Genomic DNA, 21,118 nt, shown 5'->3' on the forward strand with positions numbered 1-21,118 from the left:
CAGATACAGCGCCCTCGCCCCTTGTGGGAGAGGGCATGTGCGGCCCATCCGCGTACGCGGTTGGGTGAGGGGTCTCTTTCCGCGAGCGGCGCTCGTAGAGGCAGACCCCTCACCCAACCGAGTTTGCTGCTCTTTCCTACATGCCCTCTCCCACAAGGGGCGAGGGCGCATTCATGGGCACCGTGCTTGCGGTGCAGTGAAAGCGTCGCGATATGACGCGTGAGAGCTCTCGGCGCTGACTTACACCATCCCCTTACCCGCATCCGATCCCTGCCGGCGCTGGCGGGCCTGCAGCACCAGAATCACGGACAGCGCGGCGAAGATCACCACGAAGGACACCGCTGAGGTCAGCGTGCCCAGGGCGTAGATATCCGGCTTGGTCACCGTCGTCGTCAGGCCCTGCAGTTCCAGAGGCAAGGTGTTCACTGACCCAATCGCCTGGCTTGAACGGGCGAGCTCGTCCCAAGACAAGGTAAAGCCGAACAGGCCGATGCCGACCACCGAGGGCAGGATGATCGGCAGCACGACGTGGCGGAAGGTCTGCCAGGGCGTGGCGCCGAGGTCGCGGGCGGCTTCCTCGAGGCGGCCGTCGAAGCGGTTGAAGATCGCGAACATGATCAGGAGGCCGAATGGCAGCGTCCAGGTCAGGTGCGCCCCTAAGCCCGACGTGAACAGGCCCATCGCGGTGGTGTGGCCCTCGGCCAGCCAGCCGAGGCCGTAATCGGCGGCATGCTTGTTGATGAAGTCGTCGATCAGGCGGAACTCCAGCGCGATGCCGAGCGAGGTGATGATCGACGGCATGATCAGGCTGGCGATGGCGGTGTAGAACAGAATCGAGGCGCCGCGGAACGGCTTGCGGAACGCCATGCCTGCGGCGACCGACAGCACCACGGTGATCACCATCACGACGAGGCCGAGCGCCAGCGAGCGCTTGAAGGCGGCGCCGATGTCGACGATGCCGCCGCCGGAAAACACCTTACCGAACCAGGTCAGCGATACCCCGTTCATCGGGAAGGTGAGGCCGCCGTCGGGGCCCTGGAACGACAGGATGTAGATCGCGATCATCGGCCCGTACAGGAACAGCACATAGGCCGAGAAGAACGCTGCCAGGATGTAGAAAGAGCGGGGGCGCTTGTCTCCCATCTCTCAGAGCTCCTTGCGGACGTCGACGATCCGCGTCAGCGCGGAGATGATGATGATGGTGATGCCGAGCAGGATCACGGCATTCGCCGCGGCGGCCGGGAATTGCAGCGCCGAGAGGCGCGCCTCGATGATCTTGCCGGCGGAGGCGATCTGCTGGCCGCCCATCACGCCGATGGTGACGAAGTCGCCCATCACGATGGTGATGACGAAGATCGAGCCGATCACGATGCCGGGCTTCGACAGGGGAATGACGATGTTGACAAGCGTCTGCCAGCCCGACGCACCGGCGTCATAGGCGGCCTCGATCAGGCGCTTGTCGATGCGGATCATCGAATTGAAGATCGGCACGACCATGAAGAAGGTGAACAGGTGCACCAGCGCCAGCACCACGGAAAATTCCGAGAACAGCAGCCATTCGATCGGCTTGTTGATCACGCCTGCGCCGACGAGCCCCTGGTTGACAAGGCCGTTGCGGCCGAGCAGGGGGACCCAGGCGATCATGCGGATGACGTTGGAGGTCCAGAACGGGATCGTGCACAACAGCGACAGCACGATCTGCCAGGTCTTGCTGCGGACGTGAAAGGCGAGGAAGTAGGCGACCCAGAAACCGATCAGGAGCGTCAGGCCCCAGGTCAGCAGGCACAGCTTCAGCGTCTTCAGATAGGTCTTCAGGATCGTGCACAGCTCGGGCAGGTTGGCGACGCAACCCTCGAAGGTGTCCGTATAGCCGCGGAAGCTGAGCGCCGGAATCATCTCGTACTCATTGTAGTCCCAGACGCTGACGATGACGACGAGCACCAGCGGCAGCAGGAAGAACAGCGCGAACACCAGCATCATCGGGCCGGCTTGAAGCCAGGCGATCGAGCGCATGGCGAGCCTGCGCAAGCCGCTGTCCGCCGGAGCTATGGTGTCGGGCGAATTGTCGATCGTCACGGCCACGGGCGAAAACCTGTCGATGCGGATGCTGGGCGCTGGAAATGTCTGCCGCGCCCATGACAGCATGGGCGCGGCAGCATGGCTGATCAGATCAAGCTGCGATGAACTCGTTCCACTTGCGGACCATGTAGTCGTTCTCGTCCATGACCGCGTTCCAGCAGACCACGCCGCCCATGCGGTCGTCGTAGGAGCCGCCGTCGCGCACCGCGCCGGCCTTCTCCATCAAGGTGCCGTCCGGTGCCTTGATGTCGGCCTTGGCGGGCTTGCCTTCCATCCAGTAGCCCCACTCGTCCTCGGTCATGTTGGCCTTGGCGGTGGACAGCACGGCCGAGTAGTAGCCCTGGCGGTTGAGATAGGCGCCGGCCCAGCCGGACAGGTACCAGTTGACGAACTCATAGGCCCAGTCGAGCTTCGGGCTGCCGCCCACCGCCTTGGAGACGCAGAAGCCCGAGGCCCAGGAGCGGTAGCCTTCCTTCAGCGGCTGGAACACGCAGGGAATGCCCATCGAACGCACCTTGGTCACCGCCGGCGACCACATCGACTGGATCACGGTCTCGCCCGAGGCCATCAGGTTGACCGACTCGTTGAAGTCCTTCCAGAACGCGCGGAACTGACCGGCCTTCTTGGCCTCGGTCAGCACCTTCATGGTCAGGTCGATCTCGGCCTTGGTCATGTTACCCTTGTCGGCATATTTGTACTGGCCAGTCGCCTCGACGACGAGGGCGGCGTCCATGATGCCGATCGAGGGGATGTTGAGAATCGAGGCCTTGCCCTTGAACTCGGGGTTGAGCAGCTCGGCCCAGGACGAGATCGGACGCTTGATGAGGTCGGGACGAATGCCGAGCGTGTCGGCGTTGTAGACGGTCGGGATCAGCGTGACGTATTCGGTCGGCGTCGCCGAGAAGGTCTTGGAGTTCGGACCGTCGAGATACAGCACCTTCCAGGGCGCGGTGCCCTGGCCGCCGATCTTCTTGCCGTTCGGCAGCTCGCCCTTGGTGAACACGGGCGTGATGTTGTTGAACTCCTTGATCTTGCGCGCATCGAGCGGAAAGATGTTGCCCGACGGCACGAGCTTCTTCAGCGAGAAATATTCGGTGTCGAGCACGTCGAACGAGTTCGGCTGGGTGATGACGCGCTTGGTGACGTCATCGGTGGTCGCCGTGATGTATTCGATCTTGATGCCGGTGTCGGCGAGGCATTTCTTGGCGATCTCGTCGCCTTCGTTCACGGCAGTGCCGAGATAGCGCAGCACCTTCGGGTCGGCGGCGTGGACGTAGGGCGCGCTGAGCAGCGTGCCCGTGCCGGCGAGACCGGCGACTCCGGCCGCACCCTTGAGCAGCGAGCGGCGGCTGATAGGGGTCTTCTTCGATCGATCAGTCATGATCATCTCCTTGAGGAAAGAAAGAACGAGCAAACGAAATCAGGCGACCAGCTCCGCAGCGGGCGCGGCTGCGGCAGGGCGGGGCGTCAGAGCGTCGGCGTAGGCTGGATTCCAGGTGACGACGACGCGCTCGCCGATCACGTGCGTCTCGGCATCGAACTGGTCGTCGCTGAGCTGGGCCGAAATCTCGGGGCCGCCATCGGTCGCGACCGCCACCAGCACGTACGTGCCCTGATATTCGATCTTGCTGATCGTGCCCGGCACCGCCGGCCCGTCGATCGCCGCGTTCGGCGCCTTCAGCTGGATGCGGTCGACGCGCACCGCGAAGGTCTCGCCGTTCAGCGGGATGACGTTGTGGCCGCCGATGAAGCGGGCGGCGAACTCGGTGCGCGGATGGTTGAAGATCTCGCGCGGGCTGCCCTGCTGCTCGATGCGCCCGCCATTCATCAGCACGACGAGATCGGACAGCGCCATCGCCTCGTCCTGGCCGTGGGTGACGTGGATGAAGGTGAGGCCGAGCTCGCGCTGCAGCCGCTTCAGCTCGGCGCGCATGCGCAGGCGCAGGAATGGATCGAGCGCCGACAAGGGCTCGTCGAGCAGCAGAATCTGCGGCGAGGTGATCAGCGCGCGCGCCAGCGCCACGCGCTGCTGCTGGCCGCCGGACAGCTGCGCCGGCAGGCGGCCGGCATAGCTCTGCATGTCCACGAGTTCGAGCAGCTCGCACGCCCGCGCGTGGCGCTCGGGTTTCGAGACGCCCTTCATCTTCAGCGCGAAGGCGACGTTGTCGATCACGGAAAGATGCGGAAATAGCGCATAGGACTGGAACATCATCGCAGTGCCGCGGCCCGCTGGCGGCAGCTCGGTGACGTTCTTCGCGCCGACGATGATGTCGCCCGAGGTCGCGGACTCGTGTCCGGCGATCATGCGCAAGGTCGAGGTCTTGCCGCAGCCGGAAGGGCCGAGCAGGCAGCAATAGGACCCTGCGGGAATCCGCAGGTCGATTGCGTCGACGGCGGTGACGTGACCGTACATCTTCTTCACCTTCACCAGTTCCAAGCTCGCGCCCGCCGCCATCCGCCCTCCGTGTCTTCGATCGTTGCCGTCAGCCGGGCATGAGTGCTCGCACGCATGGTCGAACGCCCGGCTTCCGACCTGCGTGGTGTCTGCAACGGATATGCCAATGACCGGAAACCGGATTGCCGTGTGCATAAAGAGCGCGCGCTTCAGCCGAACCGTATGCAAGAGGCCGGCATGCGCCGTCTGCTCCGGCGGCCGCTTGGCTCGTGCCGGACGATTCTCCGAGAAAACAGCGGCAACCACGACGTTGTGGAGGCACGTTAGCCCGTCCCTGCCCGTGCACCAGGCGTGTGAAGCGGGCGCCGCTACAATCGATGGTGGAGACGCCGGTCGCGCGGCTGCGCGCAATTCGCCAGTGTCTGCCTATCGATCGAGCGGCCGCTGAGTGCCTGCGCAGCCAAGTTCTGCCTGAATATTAGGCATCAAAGCTTTGCGCTGACAAGACGGAGCGTGACGCCACGGCAGGCGCCGCGATCTCGCGGTCACCCTCCCCTGGAGGGGGAGGGTCGCTCGCGCGCGAAGCGGGCGAGCGGGGTGGGGTGTGAGCCGCGGAAACCGGTGCAAGCGGAGAGATCACCCCACCCCGGCTCACATTCCGCTGCGCTCCATGTGAGCCGACCCTCCCCCTCCAGGGGAGGGTGACAGCGGGGCTCGCCTCAACGGTGCGCGCCGCGAAGCGCGAACGTGCGCCAGAGTTCTTTCGCTTCAGCTAGCGCAATCTTGTTCCCAGCTTGGCGTGGGCAGCCGCCATCAGCATGCGCTCGGCAATGCCGCGCAATTCGGCGGCGCCGACCCGGTCGGACTCGGCGAAGATCTCATAGGACTCGGTCGTGATCGGAAACCAGCGATAGAACCTTGCCTCGTCGAACAGCACGCGGGTGGCGGCTTCGATCTCGGCGGGCGATGGTGCAGGGTACTGCATGCGCTTCCACGGGACCGCTGCGATCAGGGATGATCGGCGTGTTCGGGCAGACTGAGGCCGAACACCTTGACGAGGTCGGCGACCTGCTGCGGCGACAGATGACGCGGGTTGAGCCCGCGTAGCAGCAGATAGAGCCTTGCGGTCTCTTCGAGCTCTTCCATCGCGAACACGGCGGCCTCCAGCGTATCGCCGGAGACGACGGGACCGTGATTGGCCAGCAGCACCGAGGCGTATTTGCCGGCGAGGCCCTTGATGGCGTCGGCCACGGCCGGATCGCCCGGGCGATAATAGGGCACCAGCGCCGTCTGCCCGCAGCGCATCAAATAATAAGGTGTCAGCGGTGGCAATGCGGCGCGGGGGTCGATCTCCGGCAGCATCGAGATCGCGACTGAATGGGTCGAGTGCAGATGCACCACGGCGCGTGCCGCATCGCGCGTCTGGTAGAGCGCGGTGTGCAGCGGCACCTCCTTGGTCGGGGCATCGCCCGACATCAGTCGGCCCGAGGCATCGAGCCGCGACAGCCGGGCGGGATCGAGGAAGCCGAGCGAAGCGTTGGTCGGCGTCACCAGCCAGCCGCCGTCCTCCAGCCGCACGCTGATATTGCCGGAGGAGCCGGGCGTCAGCCCGCGCTCGAACAGCGAGCGGCCGAACCGGCAGATGGCCTCGCGAATCGCAGTGTCCGCCACGCGTCTTTCCTCATCGTCGCCGTTGTGCCGCTTTGTCTCACGCTTTGGCAACCCGGCCAAGCCGTGTTACCCAAGGTCCAGTCCGGGCCAACCGGACATCACCAGGAAACGCTTCAGGGATCTGCCGCATGTCGTCGCCATCGCAATTGAACGTCGCCGTGATCGGGCTCGGCTCGATGGGATTTGGCATGGCGACCTCGCTCAAGCGCGCGGGCTTTGCGGTGACCGGCTGCGACGTCTCGGCGGATGCGGTGGCGCGGTTCGTGGCCGACGGCGGCAAGGGGGCGAGCAGTCCGGCCGAGGCGGCTCGAGGCGCCGACATCGTGGTCAGCGTCGTCGTCAATGCGGCGCAGACCGAAGCGATCCTGTTTGGCCCCGTCGGCGCCGCCGAAACGATGCCGAAGGAGGCCGTGTTCGTGTCCTCCGCGACCATGGACCCAGATGTCGCACGCCGGCTCGCCAAGCAGCTCGAAGCCACCGGGCGGCATTATCTCGATGCGCCGATCTCTGGCGGTGCGCAGCGCGCCGCGCAGGGCGAGCTGACGATCCTGGCCTCCGGCAGCCCGGCCGCCTTCGCCAAGGCGCGGCCCGCGCTCGATGCGATGGCCGCCAAGCTTTACGAGCTCGGCGATGAAGCGGGGCAGGGCGCCGCGTTCAAGATGATCAACCAGCTGCTCGCCGGCGTGCACATCGCCGCCGCCAGCGAGGCGATCGCCTTTGCCGCCAAGCAGGGGCTCGATATCAGAAAGGTCTATGAGGTCATCACCGCCTCGGCCGGCAATTCCTGGATGTTCGAGAACCGCATGCCGCACGTGCTCGACGGCGACTATACGCCGCGCAGCGCGGTGGAGATCTTCGTCAAGGACCTCGGCATCATCCAGGACATGGCGCGCAATCACCGCTTCCCGGTGCCGGTCTCGGCCGCCGCGCTGCAGATGTTCCTGATGACATCGGCCGCCGGCATGGGCCGCGACGACGACGCGTCGGTCGCCCGGATGTATGCGCAGGTGACCGGCACCAAGCTGCCGGGCTCTTCCAAGTGATAGCAAAGTAACAGCACGAGTTCTCACGCCATGCCCCGCTTCGCCGCCAATCTCTCGATGATGTTCACCGAGCATCCCTTCCTCGACCGCTTCGCCGCCGCCGCCAAGGCCGGCTTCACGGCGGTGGAATTCCTGTTTCCCTACGATCATCCGGTCGAGGAGGTCGGCAAGCGGCTGCACGGCAACGGCCTGACCCAGGCGCTGTTCAATCTTCCGCCCGGCAATTGGGATGCCGGCGAGAAGGGCTTTGCGGCGCTGCCGCAGCGCTTCGACGATCTCAAGGCGAGCCTCGAGACCGCGCTGCCCTACGCCAAGGCCACCGGCGTGAAGCGGCTGCACATGATGGCGGGGATCGCCGAGCGCAGCGATGCGAAGGCGGTCGAGGCGTACTACAAGTCGGTCGCGTGGGCGGCGGAGTTCTTCGCGCCCCATGGCCTGGACGTCGTGATCGAGCCGATCAATGCGCGCAACGTGCCCGGCTATTTCCTCAACGATTTCGGCTTCGCCCGCGATCTGATCCGCGAGCTCAAGCTTCCGAACCTGAAGCTGCAGTTCGACATCTATCACTGCCAGATCATCCACGGCGACGTCACGATGCGGCTGCGCGAGATGATGGACATCACCGGCCACATCCAGATCGCCAGCATCCCCTCGCGCAACGAGCCTGACGGCGAGGAGCTGAACTATCCGTTCCTGTTCGCCGAGCTCGACCGGCTCGGCTATGCCGGCTTCGTCGGCTGCGAGTACAACCCGCGCGGCCGCACCGAGGACGGCCTCGGCTGGTTCGCAGCCTACAAGGGAGTGAAGCCGTGACCCTGAAGCTCGGCTGCATAGCCGACGATTACACCGGCGCCTCCGATCTCGCCAACACCCTGACCCGCGCCGGCCTGCGCACGGTGCAGACGATCGGCGTGCCGGCCGCCGATCTCGCGCTGCCGGAGGTCGATGCGGTCGTGGTGTCGCTCAAGAGCCGTTCGATCGAGGCCTCCCTTGCCGTGGCCCGCTCGCGCGAGGCCGATACGTGGCTGCGCGGGCGCGGCGCCCGGCACGTGCTGTTCAAGATCTGCTCGACGTTCGACTCCACCGACGCCGGCAATATCGGCCCGGTCATGGATGCGCTCGCCGGCGATGCCGGTGACGGCATCGTCCTGGTGACCCCGGCCTTCCCGGAGACCAGGCGCACGGTCTATCAGGGCAACCTGTTCGTCGGCGCCGTGCCGCTCAACGAGAGCCCGCTGAAGGATCATCCGCTCAACCCGATGCACGATGCCAATCTGGTGCGGGTGCTGGCGCGGCAGAGCCAAAGGAAGATCGGGCTGGTCGATCTCGCGACCGTGGTGCACGGCCCCGAGGCGATCGGCCATCGGCTCGCCGAGCTGGCGGGGCAGGGCATTGGTGCTGCCATCGTCGACGCCGTGTTCGATGCCGATCTGACGGCGATCGGCGCAGCCGCTCTGAACAACCGCGTCTCCGTCGGCGCCTCCGGCATCGGGCTCGGCCTGGCGCGGGCGCTGGTCGAGGGCGGTCACGTACAGTCGCACGGCCTCGCCCATCATGCGGATGCGCCGGTCGGCGGCCTGGCGGCGTGTCTCGCCGGCAGCTGCTCGCAGGCGACCTTGCAGCAGATCGCACAGGCCGAGACCATCATGCCGGTGCTGCATCTCGACGCGGCGGGCCTCATCGCCGGACCCGACGAGACGCGGCGCGCGCTCGCCTGGGCGCGTGAACGCATCGGCAAGGGGCCGGTGCTGATCGCCTCCAGCGCCACGCCGGATCAGGTCGGCGCACTGCAGGCGAGGCACGGCCGCGACGCCGCGGGACACGCCATTGAGCAGGCGATGGCCGATCTGGCGGAGGGACTGATCGGCGCCGGTGTGAGGCGACTGATCGTCGCGGGCGGTGAGACCTCCGGCGCGGTGGTCGACCGGCTGAAGATCCCCGGCTTCCTGGTCGGGCCGGAGATCGCGGCCGGCGTGCCGGTGCTGCGCGCGATCGGCGCCGAGGCGAGGGATATGCTGCTGGCGCTGAAGTCGGGCAATTTCGGCGGCCCGCAGTTCTTTGCCGATGCGCTGGGGCTGATGCGGTAGCAGCGCATCGGCCGCCGGCCGGCTGCATCAGGGCGTGCCGGATTTTGGAACGCCCTGCAAGGCCTGGAGCCTGATTTCCTCATCTGCATAGTTTGTGAGCCGGAGGATTGCCGGGAGGCATGACTGTGCCGCCATAAGCGCCGTCACGCACACAGAAAAAGCAGAAGTTTTTCGCGTGTAATGCACGTCGACTCCCGTAAATTAACGGTCTCTAGGGACCTCACCTGTATACCGCCGATACGGAGCGTCGCGTGACGCGTCCATCTGTGGGTGGGGCAATGAAACTGAATCGGATCGGCTACAAACTCGGGCTCGCTGGCGCCATCGGCGCAACTCTGGCCGTCGGCATGATCGCAAATCAGATGATCGCAGAGACGGCGGTCAACCGCGCCAATGAGCAGGCCGAGCGCGCCCGGCGCGTGGTCGAGAGCGTGATGTCGGCGAGCATCAACATGCAGCAGAGCCAGCTTGCGGGCCGCTCGGCGCGGCTGGCGCGGCTGCCGGCCGACGCCGAGAAGGCGGCCAGCGACATTCAGCAATTCTCGACCGCCATGGTCACCGACATCGACGGCGCGCTCGCCAATGTCACGACCAGTGAGAACCGCACCCGCCTGACCCGGCTCAAGGAGCTGATGACGAGCTATGCCTCGGGCGCGGTCGAGCTGGCGCAGGCGCAGAAGACGCTGCTGCTGCAGATCGACAAGCGCAGCGCCGTCTCCAACGAATGGACCAAGGGGCTGCAGGCGGTGCTGAGCTCGCCGACGCTGCCGAACCTCGCCTTCCGCGAGCGCGTCGAGCGCCAGCTTCATGCCGCCGACGCCAAGCTGAACTATGTGCGATCGCAGGCGTGGCGCTTCGGCGTGACCGGCGACGCCGCGACGATCACGCTGGTCAAGCAGACCGTGCCGGTGCTGAAGAGCTCGCTCACCGATGCGCGCATGCTCGCCGACGACCGCGAGATTCAGGCCGCGATCACCCGGCTCAACGGCATCGCATCCGAGTTCGTCGCCGCCAACGACGAGGTGGTGAAGACCGAGGGCATCAAGGAGGCGCTGCTGCGCGACCGCACGCTCATATATCTCGGCGAGGCCGGCGAGCTCATGACCGCATCGATCCAGGATGCCCGCGCGCGCAACGCCAGCGCCCGCTACGATGCCAACGAGGTGGCGGCGCAGGCCAGCCGCATCACGCTGATCGTCGGATTGGCCGTTCTCGTCTCGGTGATCTCATCGGTCGTGTTCTCGTTCTTCGGCATCGCCCGGCCGTTGACGCGTCTCAATGCCGCGCTCGGCGAGATGGCGCGGGGCCGGCTCGACATCGCAATCCCCGGCGCATCGCGCGGTGACGAGATCGGCGACGTCGCCAAGACCGTGACCGTGATCCAGAGCAATGCCGAGGACAAGGCGCGCGCCGAAGCGGAGACGAAGAGTGCGCAGGATGCGACCGCCGCGCGCCAGCGCAAGGCCGACATGCAGCGGCTCGCCGAGCAGTTCGAGGCGGCGGTGGGCGAGATCGTCAACACCGTCTCGTCGGCGTCGAGCCAGCTCGAGCAGTCCGCGACAACGCTCACCCAGGCGGCCGAGCGCTCGCAAGGCCTGACCACGGCGGTTGCCTCCGCCTCCGAGGAGGCCACCACGAACGTTCAGTCGGTGGCGTCCGCGACCGAACAGATGGCCTCGTCGGTCACCGAGATCAGCCGCCAGGTGCAGGAATCCGCGCGCATCGCCAACGATGCCGTCGGCCAGGCCCGCAGCACGACCGGCCGCGTCAGCGAGCTGTCCAAGGCCGCGACGCGGATCGGCGACGTGGTCGAGCTGATCAACACCATCGCCGGTCAGACCAACCTGCTGGCGCTCAACGCCACCATCGAGGCGGCGCGCGCCGGCGACGCCGGCCGCGGCTTCGCGGTGGTCGCCTCCGAGGTCAAGGCGCTGGCGGAGCAGACCGCGAAGGCCACCGGCGAAATCGGTCAGCAGATCTCCAGCATCCAGGTCGCGACCCAGGAATCCGTCGGCGCCATCAAGGAGATCTCTGCCACGATCGAGAAGCTGTCGGAGATCTCGTCGGCGATCGCTGCCGCCGTGGAGGAGCAGGGCGCGGCGACGCAGGAAATCTCGCGCAACGTCCAGCAGGCCGCGCATGGCACCCAGCAGGTCTCCGCCAACATCATCGACGTCGAGCGCGGCGCGGCCGCGACCGGCTCGGCCTCGGCGCAGGTGCTCGCCGCGGCGCAGGCGCTGTCCGGCGACAGCAGCCGTCTCAAGCAGGAGGTCGCGAGCTTCCTCGGCTCGGTGCGGGCGGCGTAGCAAAACAAGCGGGACAACGGGCGAGTACTGGTCCGAGACGTAAATGAAAGGCCGGAGCGGCAACGCTCCGGCCTTTCACCTTTGCGGGGGGCGCAGCCTCCGAAGGGGCGTAGTTCTACGTCATTCGCGTCAATCTGCCGCAGCGCGGCTGCTGAACTCCCGTAGATCTCCGGTGCTGTCCGTTAAGGGTTCCCCTACGCGCGAGTTCCAATTTGCACATCTGAATTCTTGCAAATTGGCGCGGCGTTTCCCAGCGATCGGACTTTGCAGCGCCTCACCGGGAAGCGGAGACATGAAGCTCAATCGTATCGGCTACAAGCTGGGCCTCGCCGGCTTGATCGGCATGCTGCTGGCCGTCGCAGCGCTCGTCAACCAGCAGATGTCGCAGAGCGCCGTTGAAGAGGCCACCAAGGCGTCCGATCGCCAAGTGGTGATCAGCAGGCTGACGATGACTGCGGACGCCGACCTGCGCAGCCTTCAACTCGCCAACCGCGGCGTGCGGCTGGCGCGAAGCGTGGCCGAGGTCGACAAGCTTCTTGCCGACGAGCATCAGATCGAGGCACGCGTGAAGTCGAGCCTCGAGAATGCGCAGAACACGGCGGTCCGTCCGGCCAGCAAGGAGCGCTTCGGCAAGGTTCTCGCGCTCACGGTCGACTACAAGAACGGCGCCGAGGAGATCGTCCGGATGCAGAAGGAGCTGCTGGCGACGAACGCGCTGCGCGACACGGAGGCTGCCAGCTGGACCAAGCAGTTCGATCACCTGATCAAGCTGCCGGCGCTGAAGGAGGCGGCGGACGCCACCGCGCTCGAGCGCGATCTGCATGAGCTCAACGCCGCGGGCATCGGGATCCGCACCCATGCGTGGCGCTATCTGGCGACCGGAGACGTGAGATCCAAGGAGACCATGATGGCCCGGGCCAAGGAGCTTGACCAGAGCTTCGTCCAGATCATGGCGCGGGTGCCGCAAGCGGCGAAGACGGACATCGAGAAGCTGCGCGAGGATCTCAAGACCTATATCGAGTCCTCGACCAAGGCGGCCTCCCTCGAGGAGGCCAAGACGAAGCTGCTCGCCGAACGCATGTTTCCCGCGGCCGATCAGGCCGGCAAGCTGATGGCGGAGGCCGTCCAGGCGGCGGACAAATTCGCCAAGGAAGCCAAGGAGGCGGCCGAGGCGACGATTGCGAGCGCAACGCGGGTGAACTTCACGCTCTCGGTCGTGCTCGTCCTCGTGCTGGCCGGCTCCGTGGCGTTCGGCTTCATGGGCATCTCCCGCCCGATCGTCGCGCTGAACGGTGCGTTGGGCCGCATGGCCTCCGGCGATCTCGATATCAAGGTGCCCGGCGCGAACCGCGGCGACGAGGTCGGCGACATGGCCAAGAACGTCGTGATCATTCGCGAGAACGCCGAAGCCAAGGCGCGCGCCGAGGCCGAGCAGAAGGCGCAGGCGGATGCGATCGCCGCCGAGCAGCGCAAGCGCGACATGCGCGAGCTCGCCGACTCGTTCGAGCGCTCGGTCGGACAGATCATCGAGACCGTGTCGTCGGCCTCGACCGAATTGGAGGCCTCGGCGGGCTCGCTGACTTCGACCGCCGAACGCTCGCAGCAGATGGCCGTGACCGTTGCCGCGGCCTCCGAGCAGGCGACGACCAACGTCCAGTCGGTCGCCTCCGCCACCGAGGAGCTGTCGTCGTCGGTGACCGAAATCAGCCGCCAGGTGCAGGAGTCGGCGCGCATGGCGAGCGGTGCGGTCGACCAGGCGCGCATCACCAACGACAAGGTCAGCGAGCTGTCCAAGGCAGCCGCCCGGATCGGCGACGTCGTCGAGCTGATCAACACCATTGCCGGCCAGACCAACCTGCTGGCGCTCAACGCCACCATCGAGGCGGCGCGCGCCGGCGAAGCCGGCAAGGGCTTTGCCGTCGTCGCCACCGAGGTCAAGGCGCTGGCCGAGCAGACCTCGAAGGCGACCGGCGAGATCGGCCAGCAGATCGCGGGCATCCAGGCGGCAACCCAGGAGTCGGTCAGCGCCATCAAGGCGATCTCCGGCACGATCGAGCGGCTCTCGGAGATCTCGTCGACGATCGCCGCCGCCGTGGAGGAGCAGGGCGCGGCCACCCAGGAGATCTCGCGCAACGTTCAGCAGGCCGCGCAGGGCACGCAGCAGGTCTCGTCCAACATCACCGAGGTTCAGCGTGGCGCGAGCGAGACCGGCTCGGCGTCCTCGCAGCTGCTGTCGGCCGCCCAGACCCTGTCGACGGACAGCAACCGCCTGAAGCTGGAGGTCAGCCGCTTCCTGCAGACGGTGCGCGCGGCGTAGCACCGTTCACATCAGCCTCTCCGAATGCGGTCCGGCGAGGCCGGCCGCGGCTTTGCCGCGGTCGCTTCCGAGGTGAAGGCGCCGGCCGAGCCGACCGCCAAGGCCACCGGCAAGATCGGCCAGCAGATCGGCAGCATCCAGGCGGCGCCGCAGGAATCCGTCCGCGCCATCTGCGAAATCTCCGGCACCATTGAGAAGCTGTCGGAGATCTCGTCGGCCATCGCCGCCGCGGTCGAGGGGCAGGGCGCGGCGACGCAGGAGATCTCGCGCAACATCCAGCAGGCGTCGATCGGCACCCGGCAGGTGTCGTCCAATATTGCCGAGGTCCAGCGCAGCGCCAGCGAGACCGGCTCGGCGTCGTCCCAGGTGCTGTCGACGGCGCAGATGCTGTCCGGCGACAGCAACCGGCTCAAGCTCGAGGTCGTTCGATTCCGCGATAGGGTGCGCGCGGCCTGATAGCGGCGCACAAGCTCTCGACGAGATCAGGGCGTGGCCGGAAAGCCGCGCCCTTTATTCATGCGCCGATGGTTTCCCGAGGAGCGGTCGCGCCGATACCCGTGGATCTACTGCCACAATTGTTAACGCCTGCTTTAATTGTCATGGGGAATTGTCGTCACGCCATGTCAAGTCGCCTTCTGCCTGCTGCGGGGGGACCCCAACTCCTTAGAGGATTCGCATGCTCTCGTTTCTGCTGAACATGAAGACGTCGCGCAAGCTTGCCGCCGCCTTCCTGATGACGATGGTCGTGTCCGTGATCGCCAGCATGATCACATGGCAGAACCTGTCCACGCTGGCCCAGAACAATCAATGGACGGTTCATACCTATCAGGTGATCGATCAGACGAAGGCGCTCGTCTCCGCGATGGTCGATGCCGAGACCGGCGTGCGCGGCTTCCTGGTCGGCGGAACCGACAACTTCCTCGAGCCCTACAAAAATTCGGATGCGGCCTTCAAGAAGGCGGTGGCTGAAGTGAAGCGCTTGACGTCCGACAATCCGGCTCAGCAGCGCCGCTTCGAGCAGATCGAGAAGGCGGCGGCCGCCTGGCGCCAGGACGTGGCTGAAAAAGAGATCGCGCTGATGCGCAATCCGCAGACGGTGGCCGAGGCACGCAACCTCGAGGCCTCCGGCGCCGGCAAGAAGTACATGGACGGTCTGCGCGGGCTGGTGAAGGAGGTCATCGACGCCGAAGCGTCCCTGCTGCAGGCGCGCGCGGATGCCGCCGACGCGGCCCTGGCCTCGTCGCGGACGGCGATCGTCACCGGCGGCATCGTCATGGCCGCGATCGCGGTGATCGCGCTATTCGTCCTCAACGGCGCGGTCACGCGCGGTATCACCAGCATGACCGCCGCGATGGGACGTCTCGCGGCCAACGATCTCAGCGTCACGATTCCCTATTTCGATCGCCGCGACGAAGTCGGCGACATGGCGAAAGCCGTGCAGATCTTCAAGGACAACGCGATCCGGGTCCAGGCGCTCGAAGCCGAGCAGAAGGAGACGGAGCGACGTCAGGCCGAGAATCGCCGCCGCGACATGATGGATCTTGCCGGGCGCTTCGAGCAGACCGTCGGCGACATCGTCAACGCCGTCTCCAGCGCATCGGGACGGCTGGAGACCTCGGCCAATATGCTGAGCCGCTCCGCCGATCGTGCGCAGGAGCTGACCACGACCGTGAGCTCGGCCTCGGAGCTCGCCTCGAGCAACGTGCAGTCGGTCGCCTCCGCGACCGAGGAGCTGTCGTCGTCGGTGACCGAGATCAGCCGTCAGGTGCAGGAATCGGCGCGCATGGCGGGCGAAGCCGTCAACCAGGCACGCCGGACCAATGAGCAGGTGAGCGAGCTGTCCAAGGCCGCGGCGCGGATCGGCGACGTGGTCGAGCTCATCAACACCATCGCGGGCCAGACCAATCTGCTGGCGCTCAACGCCACGATCGAGGCGGCGCGCGCCGGTGAGGCTGGCCGTGGCTTTGCGGTGGTCGCCACCGAGGTCAAGGCGCTGGCCGAGCAGACCTCGAAGGCGACCGGCGAGATCGGTCAGCAGATCTCCGGCATCCAGAGTGCGACCCAGGAATCGGTCGGCGCCATCAAGGAGATTTCGGGCACCATCGAGCGGCTGTCGGAGATCGCTTCGACCATTGCTGCTGCCGTGGAGGAGCAGGGCGCGGCCACGCAGGAGATCTCGCGCAACGTCCAGCATGCCTCGCAGGGCACCAAGGACGTTTCCACCAACATCATCGAGGTTCAGCGCGGGGCCAACGAGACCGGCTCGGCCTCGTCGGAGGTTCTGTCCGCGGCGCAGGCGCTGTCGTCCGACAGCAATCGCCTGAAGGCCGAAGTCTCGCGCTTCCTGCAAACGGTTCGCGCGGCCTGATCCACGGCAGCAGCCCATTCGGCTCACGGCGGCAACATGGTTGCCGCCGTTTTTCTTTGGCTGGATCCTCGTGACGGCTGGGTGCTGACTCAACCTATGGGAACCTACCCGAAAAACCGTAGTTTCGCGGTTGTACCGTTTTATCTTGGGTTAATCAGCGGCTGAGACAATTTGCAGACCGATTGCTGAACAATTAATCATGCCAGTGCGGGCATGACCTCCTGGCCATCATTACAAACTGGAAGCCGCGCCATGCGTAAGAACCTGCCCGTCACCAATGTCGAGTATCCGATCACGGATGACACCCTGATCGTGTCGAAGACCGACGCGAAGGGGAAGCTGACATTCTTCAACCAGGATTTTGTCGACGCCGCTGGCTTCACCGAGGCCGAGCTGATGGGGCAGCCGCACAACATCGTGCGCCATCCCGACATGCCGCCGGAGGCGTTCGACAATCTCTGGACCACGCTGAAGGCGGGGCGGCCCTGGGTCGGCGCGGTCAAGAACCGCCGCAAGAACGGCGACTATTACTGGGTGCTGGCGACGGCGTCGCCAATCCGCAAGGACGGCCAGGTCGTCGGCTACACGTCGGTGCGCACCAAGCTGCCGTCCGACCAGCGCGCCGAGGCCGAGCAGGTCTACGCGGCGATCCGCGAGAAGAAGCCGCATGGCTACAAGATCGATGACGGCATCGTCCGCCGCCGCTCGGTGTTCGATCACCTTACAATGTTCACCGGGACGATTGCGTCCCGGCTGCGGACGCTGCTGGGTCTGCAGACCCTGTTCCTGATCGTGCTCGGCGTGATGTCGTTCGGCGGCGGCGGGCTCGCCGGCATGACCGGCGCGGGCATCGCGGCTGCCGGCGTGCTGCTCTGCGGCCTGGTCGGCTTGCGAACGATGCAGGTCATCGTGGGTCCGCTCGATCATGTCAACGAGACCATGGAGAGCATCACGCAGGGCAAGCTCGACACCCGGATGCGCATCGAGCGCGACGACGAGATCGGCCGCGCCTTGCGCAATCTGCAGACCGTGCAGACGATGGTGCGCTTCAATGCGCGCGAGCTCATGGAGCAGGAGAAGCGCGCCGCTGTCTCGCGCAAGCAGGAGATGTCGCGGCTCGCCGACAGCTTCGAAAGCGCCGTCGGCAACATCGTGGAGACCGTCTCCTCGGCATCGAGCGAGCTGGAGAACTCGGCCAACTCGTTGTCGGGCACCGCGACGCGCGGGCAGGAGCTTTCGACCACGGTGGCCGCGGCCTCGGAGGAAGCCTCCGCGAACGTTCAGGCCGTCGCCTCGGCGACCGAGGAGCTGACCTCGTCCGTCAGGGAGATCAGCCGCCAGGTGCAGGAATCGGCGCGCATCGCCTCCGATGCGGTCGAGCAGGCACGCCGCACCAACGATCGTGTCGGCGAGCTGTCCAAGGCCGCCACCCGGATCGGCGACGTCGTCGAGCTGATCAACACCATCGCAGGCCAGACCAACCTGCTGGCGCTCAACGCCACCATCGAAGCGGCGCGCGCCGGTGAAGCCGGCCGCGGCTTCGCGGTCGTCGCCTCCGAGGTGAAGGCGCTGGCCGAGCAGACCGCCAAGGCGACCGGTGAGATTGGCCAGCAGATCGGCAGCATCCAGAGCGCGACCCAGGAGTCGGTGACGGCGATCAGGGAAATCTCGGTCACGATCGAGCGGCTGTCGGAAATTTCGGCCACCGTCGCCGCCGCCGTGGAGGAGCAGGGTGCGGCGACCTCCGAGATCTCGCGCAACATTCAGCACGCTGCGGCCGGCACCCAGGAGGTCTCGTCGAACATCACCGACGTCCAGCGCGGCGCCAGCGAGACCGGCGACACCTCGGGGCAGGTTCTCACCGCCGCCCGCCAGCTGTCGGGCGACAGCCAAAAGCTCAAGCAGGAGGTCAGCCGTTTCCTGCAGTCGGTGCGCGCCGCCTGATCGAACGCGCCGCTTCCATGACGACAGATGACAGCGGCCGGGAACGGCCGCTGTTTGCGTTCGATGCTCGAACGAGGCGTTGGCCCCGGCGCTGCTGCGGATCTGCAAAATCAGTCGCAACGTCTGACACGGTCTGTGTGCGCTGCACCGTTGCAAACATCTCACACAGGACGGACCGGCCACAAACGCCGTCATCGCGCCATAATCCCGCTAAGGTGCAAAGCTTCCTTGTATCCGAGATTTGTTCAACCAGCGGTGCAAATACGTGGCGGGCAATGTGATCGCGTGCGACCCCACGCGCAGGACCTTGGTGCTGTCGGCTGCGATCGCCGCCGCGGCCTTCGGTCTCGATGCGCCGCTCGCCGTCGCCGCCAAGCCACGACGCCGCACCCAGGATCCGGAGCGCGGCTTTCGCCGGATCGCCATCGGCGATGCCGAGGTGATCGCACTCTATGACGGCATCTGGGAGAAGCCGCATGAGGCGGGCTTCCTGAGCAATGCCGGCGTCAATGACGTCAAGGCGGCGCTGCGCGCGGCCGGCCTCAGCCCCGCTTTCGTCCCCGTCCCGATCTGCACCTATGTGGTGCGGCTGAAGGGCAAGACCGTGCTGTGCGACGCCGGCGGCGGCGGGCAGGTGCAGGGCTACAATTCCGACTCGATCTTCGTGTCGGGCCGCATGCTGGACAATCTGAAAGCGGCCGGCCTTCGTCCCCAGGACATCGACACCATCCTGATTTCGCATTTCCATCCCGATCATATTTTCGGACTGCTCGGCGAGGACAGCAATGCGCCCGTATTTCCCAATGCGGAGATCATCGTGGCTGCGGCCGAGTACAAGTTCTGGACCGATCCGTCGCTGACCAGTCGCCTGCCGCCGTGGCGCCAGGCGCTCGCCCGCCGCATCCAGAGCGTCATCCCCGGCTGGAAGAACGTGCTGCCGGTCGACGGGCAGGACGAGGTGGTGCCCGGCATTCATTTCGTCAGCGTCCCCGGTCACACGCCGGGACATACCGCCTTTCATCTCGGCTCCGGCCAGGAGCAGCTGATGATCTCGGGCGACACGGCCTATGTGCCGGCGCTCAGCCTGCGCCATCCCGGATGGCACGGGGCCTATGACCAGGACGGTCCGGCTGCCGAGGTCAGCCGGCGCAGATTGCTCGACAGGGTGGTCGCAGACAGCATGCTGATCTGCGGCTCGCATTTTCCATGGCCCGGATTTGGCCGGCTCGTTCGCGATGGCGCCCATTATGCGCTCGACATGCTGTCCGCATGATTCCGAACGGAGCGCGGGAGGGGGCCGCGAGGCTGAATTATGAAAACCCATTACGAGGTGCTCGGGGTTTCGCCGCGCGCCGATCTCGGTACGATCAAGCGCGCATTCCGGCAGGCCGCGAAGGCGCATCATCCCGATCTCAGAGGGGGGGGCGATGCGGCGTCGGAGCACCAGCTCAAGATCATCATCCTTGCCTACAAGATCCTGAGCGACCCGGGCCTGCGCGCCGATTATGACGATGAGCTTGCCTCAGAGCGCGCGCGCATCCGCCGCGAGCGCTGGGACGCGGTGCTGCAGTTCATTGCAGCGACCACGGTGCTCAGCGCGATCCTGATCGGGATCGAGATCCTGCTGTTTCCATCGCTCGCCGATTGGACGAGCCGACCGGAGGCCACGCGCTCCGTCGCACTGCAGCCATCCCCTCAATCCCGATCGGAGCCGCTTCTCGATGCGGCGTCCGCGGCGCAGGACGCAACCGGCGCGGTGCTGCCGGCATCGCCGCCGGTGGCCGCGAGCAGCCCGGCGCCGGTGCCGGCACCGGCAACGGAGGCCACCGCAGGAGAGCGGGGCTTGCCGGCGTCTCCGACCACTGCCGCAGGCTTCGTCAGGCGCGGTCTGGAGCGCAGCCAGCAAGGTGATCTCGACGGCGCCATTGCCGATTTGGACGAGGCGATCCGGCTCGCGCCGCGAAATGCCGACCTCTACCGCTATCGCGCCAGGGACCTCGGCCGCAGGGGGCGCTGGGACCGCGCCGTGGCCGACTATGAGCGGGCGATCCGGCTCGATCCGAACAATCCGGCGCTGCTTCACGATCGCGCGCTGGCGCTGCAGCGGACGGGCGAGCTCGACGAGGCGCTGGTGGATCTCGATCGGGCCGTGCGCATGAGCTTCAGCGACGCCGAGCTGTATAGCGACCGCGGCGCGGTCTGGCTCGCCAAGGGGCGCTACGATCGTGCGCTCGCCGATTTCAACCAGGCCCTGAAGCTGAACCCGGAGCTTGCGACCGCCGTGGCTCGCCGCGACGATGCGCTCGCGCGTCGGCGCGACCAGCAACTCGCCGGCGACAGCGATCCGCGGCAGCCCAGCCCCGAGACGACCGGCGCGTTGCCCGCCGACGCGGCGCCGAGATCCGCTCCGGCAGCCGCGCGGCGCTGAGCCGGCACGCTGCTGACCAGGCCGAGGCATCCAATCGGTGCCCAGCATCGTTTGCTCCATGACCCGCCGCCCGGGCGGCCGGGCTGCGCGGCGGCTCGCGATCCCAGGAGCGCGCGATGGGCGTCTATGTCTCCGTCACCGGCTTCCGTCCACATCGCGGCGTGCTGCGCCTGGCGCGGTTCTGGTGGCACACGCTGCGTGCCGTCCGGCAGGCGCGCAGCGCGCCCGGCAATCTGCGCGTCGTGCTGCGACCGGTCGATGGCGTGTATCATACGCTGACGGTCTGGACCGACGAGGCCAGCATGCGCGCCTATGTGAGAAGCGGCGCGCATCGTCGCGCCATGCTCGGCTTCCGCGATCTCGGCGGCGGCAGGACGCTCGGATTTGCAGCTGATACAGAACCCGATTGGGACACGGCTTACGCTCGCTGGCAGCGCGAGGCGCGGGAGGTGTGAACTGCAATCTGACGGCGTATGCCGG

General features: G+C 66.5%; 16 protein-coding genes and 1 pseudogene. 11 read left to right on the top strand and 6 right to left on the bottom strand.

Features of this window, described 5'->3' with window-relative positions:
* Window positions 1-240: 240 nt before the first annotated feature.
* From QXZ94_RS02970 to QXZ94_RS02995, 6 genes are all read right to left on the bottom strand, one after another.
* A complete protein-coding gene (locus tag QXZ94_RS02970; RefSeq protein ID WP_315719168.1) occupies window positions 241-1,143 on the bottom strand; it encodes an ABC transporter permease in 903 nt (300 codons plus the stop codon).
* Between the two features lie 3 nt (window positions 1,144-1,146).
* Entirely contained in the window at window positions 1,147-2,082 is a 936-nt protein-coding gene (locus tag QXZ94_RS02975; protein ID WP_315719169.1) for an ABC transporter permease, read from the bottom strand.
* Window positions 2,083-2,170: 88 nt separating this feature from the next.
* Entirely contained in the window at window positions 2,171-3,460 is a 1,290-nt protein-coding gene (locus QXZ94_RS02980; protein WP_172112003.1) for a PotD/PotF family extracellular solute-binding protein, read from the bottom strand.
* A 39-nt stretch (window positions 3,461-3,499) separates the two neighbouring features.
* Complete coding sequence (locus QXZ94_RS02985; RefSeq protein ID WP_315719170.1) at window positions 3,500-4,534, bottom strand: ABC transporter ATP-binding protein; 1,035 nt, start codon at window positions 4,532-4,534, stop codon at window positions 3,500-3,502.
* Window positions 4,535-5,246: 712 nt separating this feature from the next.
* On the bottom strand, window positions 5,247-5,459 hold the full coding sequence (locus QXZ94_RS02990; RefSeq protein ID WP_315719171.1) for a hypothetical protein: 213 nt from the start codon (window positions 5,457-5,459) through the stop codon (window positions 5,247-5,249).
* Window positions 5,460-5,482: 23 nt separating this feature from the next.
* Window positions 5,483-6,145, bottom strand: coding sequence for an aldolase (locus QXZ94_RS02995; RefSeq protein WP_315719172.1), 663 nt, complete (start codon window positions 6,143-6,145; stop codon window positions 5,483-5,485).
* A 128-nt stretch (window positions 6,146-6,273) separates the two neighbouring features.
* Between QXZ94_RS02995 and ltnD the strand changes: the two genes are divergently transcribed.
* From ltnD to QXZ94_RS03050, 11 genes and pseudogenes are all read left to right on the top strand, one after another.
* Window positions 6,274-7,188 carry an L-threonate dehydrogenase gene (gene ltnD, locus QXZ94_RS03000; RefSeq protein ID WP_315719173.1) on the top strand — a complete coding sequence of 305 codons (915 nt, stop codon included), beginning with the start codon at window positions 6,274-6,276 and terminating at the stop codon, window positions 7,186-7,188.
* A 30-nt stretch (window positions 7,189-7,218) separates the two neighbouring features.
* Window positions 7,219-8,001 carry a 2-oxo-tetronate isomerase gene (otnI, locus tag QXZ94_RS03005; RefSeq protein WP_315719174.1) on the top strand — a complete coding sequence of 261 codons (783 nt, stop codon included), beginning with the start codon at window positions 7,219-7,221 and terminating at the stop codon, window positions 7,999-8,001.
* Window positions 7,998-9,275 (top strand): 3-oxo-tetronate kinase, encoded by a 1,278-nt coding sequence (gene otnK, locus QXZ94_RS03010; RefSeq protein WP_315719175.1) that lies wholly within the window; start codon window positions 7,998-8,000, stop codon window positions 9,273-9,275. The genes otnI and otnK overlap by 4 nt, the downstream gene beginning before the upstream one ends.
* A gap of 278 nt (window positions 9,276-9,553) precedes the next feature.
* Window positions 9,554-11,581 (top strand): HAMP domain-containing methyl-accepting chemotaxis protein, encoded by a 2,028-nt coding sequence (locus tag QXZ94_RS03015; protein WP_315719176.1) that lies wholly within the window; start codon window positions 9,554-9,556, stop codon window positions 11,579-11,581.
* A 292-nt stretch (window positions 11,582-11,873) separates the two neighbouring features.
* Window positions 11,874-13,898, top strand: a complete 2,025-nt coding sequence (locus QXZ94_RS03020) for a HAMP domain-containing methyl-accepting chemotaxis protein (protein WP_315719177.1) — start codon at window positions 11,874-11,876, stop codon at window positions 13,896-13,898.
* A gap of 27 nt (window positions 13,899-13,925) precedes the next feature.
* A pseudogene (locus QXZ94_RS03025) lies at window positions 13,926-14,354 on the top strand (methyl-accepting chemotaxis protein); the annotation flags it as partial.
* A 283-nt stretch (window positions 14,355-14,637) separates the two neighbouring features.
* Window positions 14,638-16,266 carry a methyl-accepting chemotaxis protein gene (locus QXZ94_RS03030; RefSeq protein ID WP_315726059.1) on the top strand — a complete coding sequence of 543 codons (1,629 nt, stop codon included), beginning with the start codon at window positions 14,638-14,640 and terminating at the stop codon, window positions 16,264-16,266.
* A gap of 252 nt (window positions 16,267-16,518) precedes the next feature.
* The gene (locus QXZ94_RS03035; protein WP_315719179.1) at window positions 16,519-18,210 is read left to right on the top strand and encodes a methyl-accepting chemotaxis protein; all 1,692 of its coding nucleotides are present in this window, start codon (window positions 16,519-16,521) and stop codon (window positions 18,208-18,210) included.
* Window positions 18,211-18,520: 310 nt separating this feature from the next.
* Entirely contained in the window at window positions 18,521-19,483 is a 963-nt protein-coding gene (locus tag QXZ94_RS03040; protein ID WP_409998541.1) for an MBL fold metallo-hydrolase, read from the top strand.
* A 39-nt stretch (window positions 19,484-19,522) separates the two neighbouring features.
* On the top strand, window positions 19,523-20,638 hold the full coding sequence (locus QXZ94_RS03045) for a J domain-containing protein (RefSeq protein WP_315719180.1): 1,116 nt from the start codon (window positions 19,523-19,525) through the stop codon (window positions 20,636-20,638).
* Window positions 20,639-20,754: 116 nt separating this feature from the next.
* Window positions 20,755-21,093 (top strand): antibiotic biosynthesis monooxygenase, encoded by a 339-nt coding sequence (locus QXZ94_RS03050; protein WP_315719181.1) that lies wholly within the window; start codon window positions 20,755-20,757, stop codon window positions 21,091-21,093.
* Window positions 21,094-21,118 lie beyond the last annotated feature (25 nt).

This window comes from Bradyrhizobium sp. SZCCHNS2022, from assembly GCF_032377575.1.
Classification (GTDB): domain Bacteria; phylum Pseudomonadota; class Alphaproteobacteria; order Rhizobiales; family Xanthobacteraceae; genus Bradyrhizobium; species Bradyrhizobium aeschynomenes.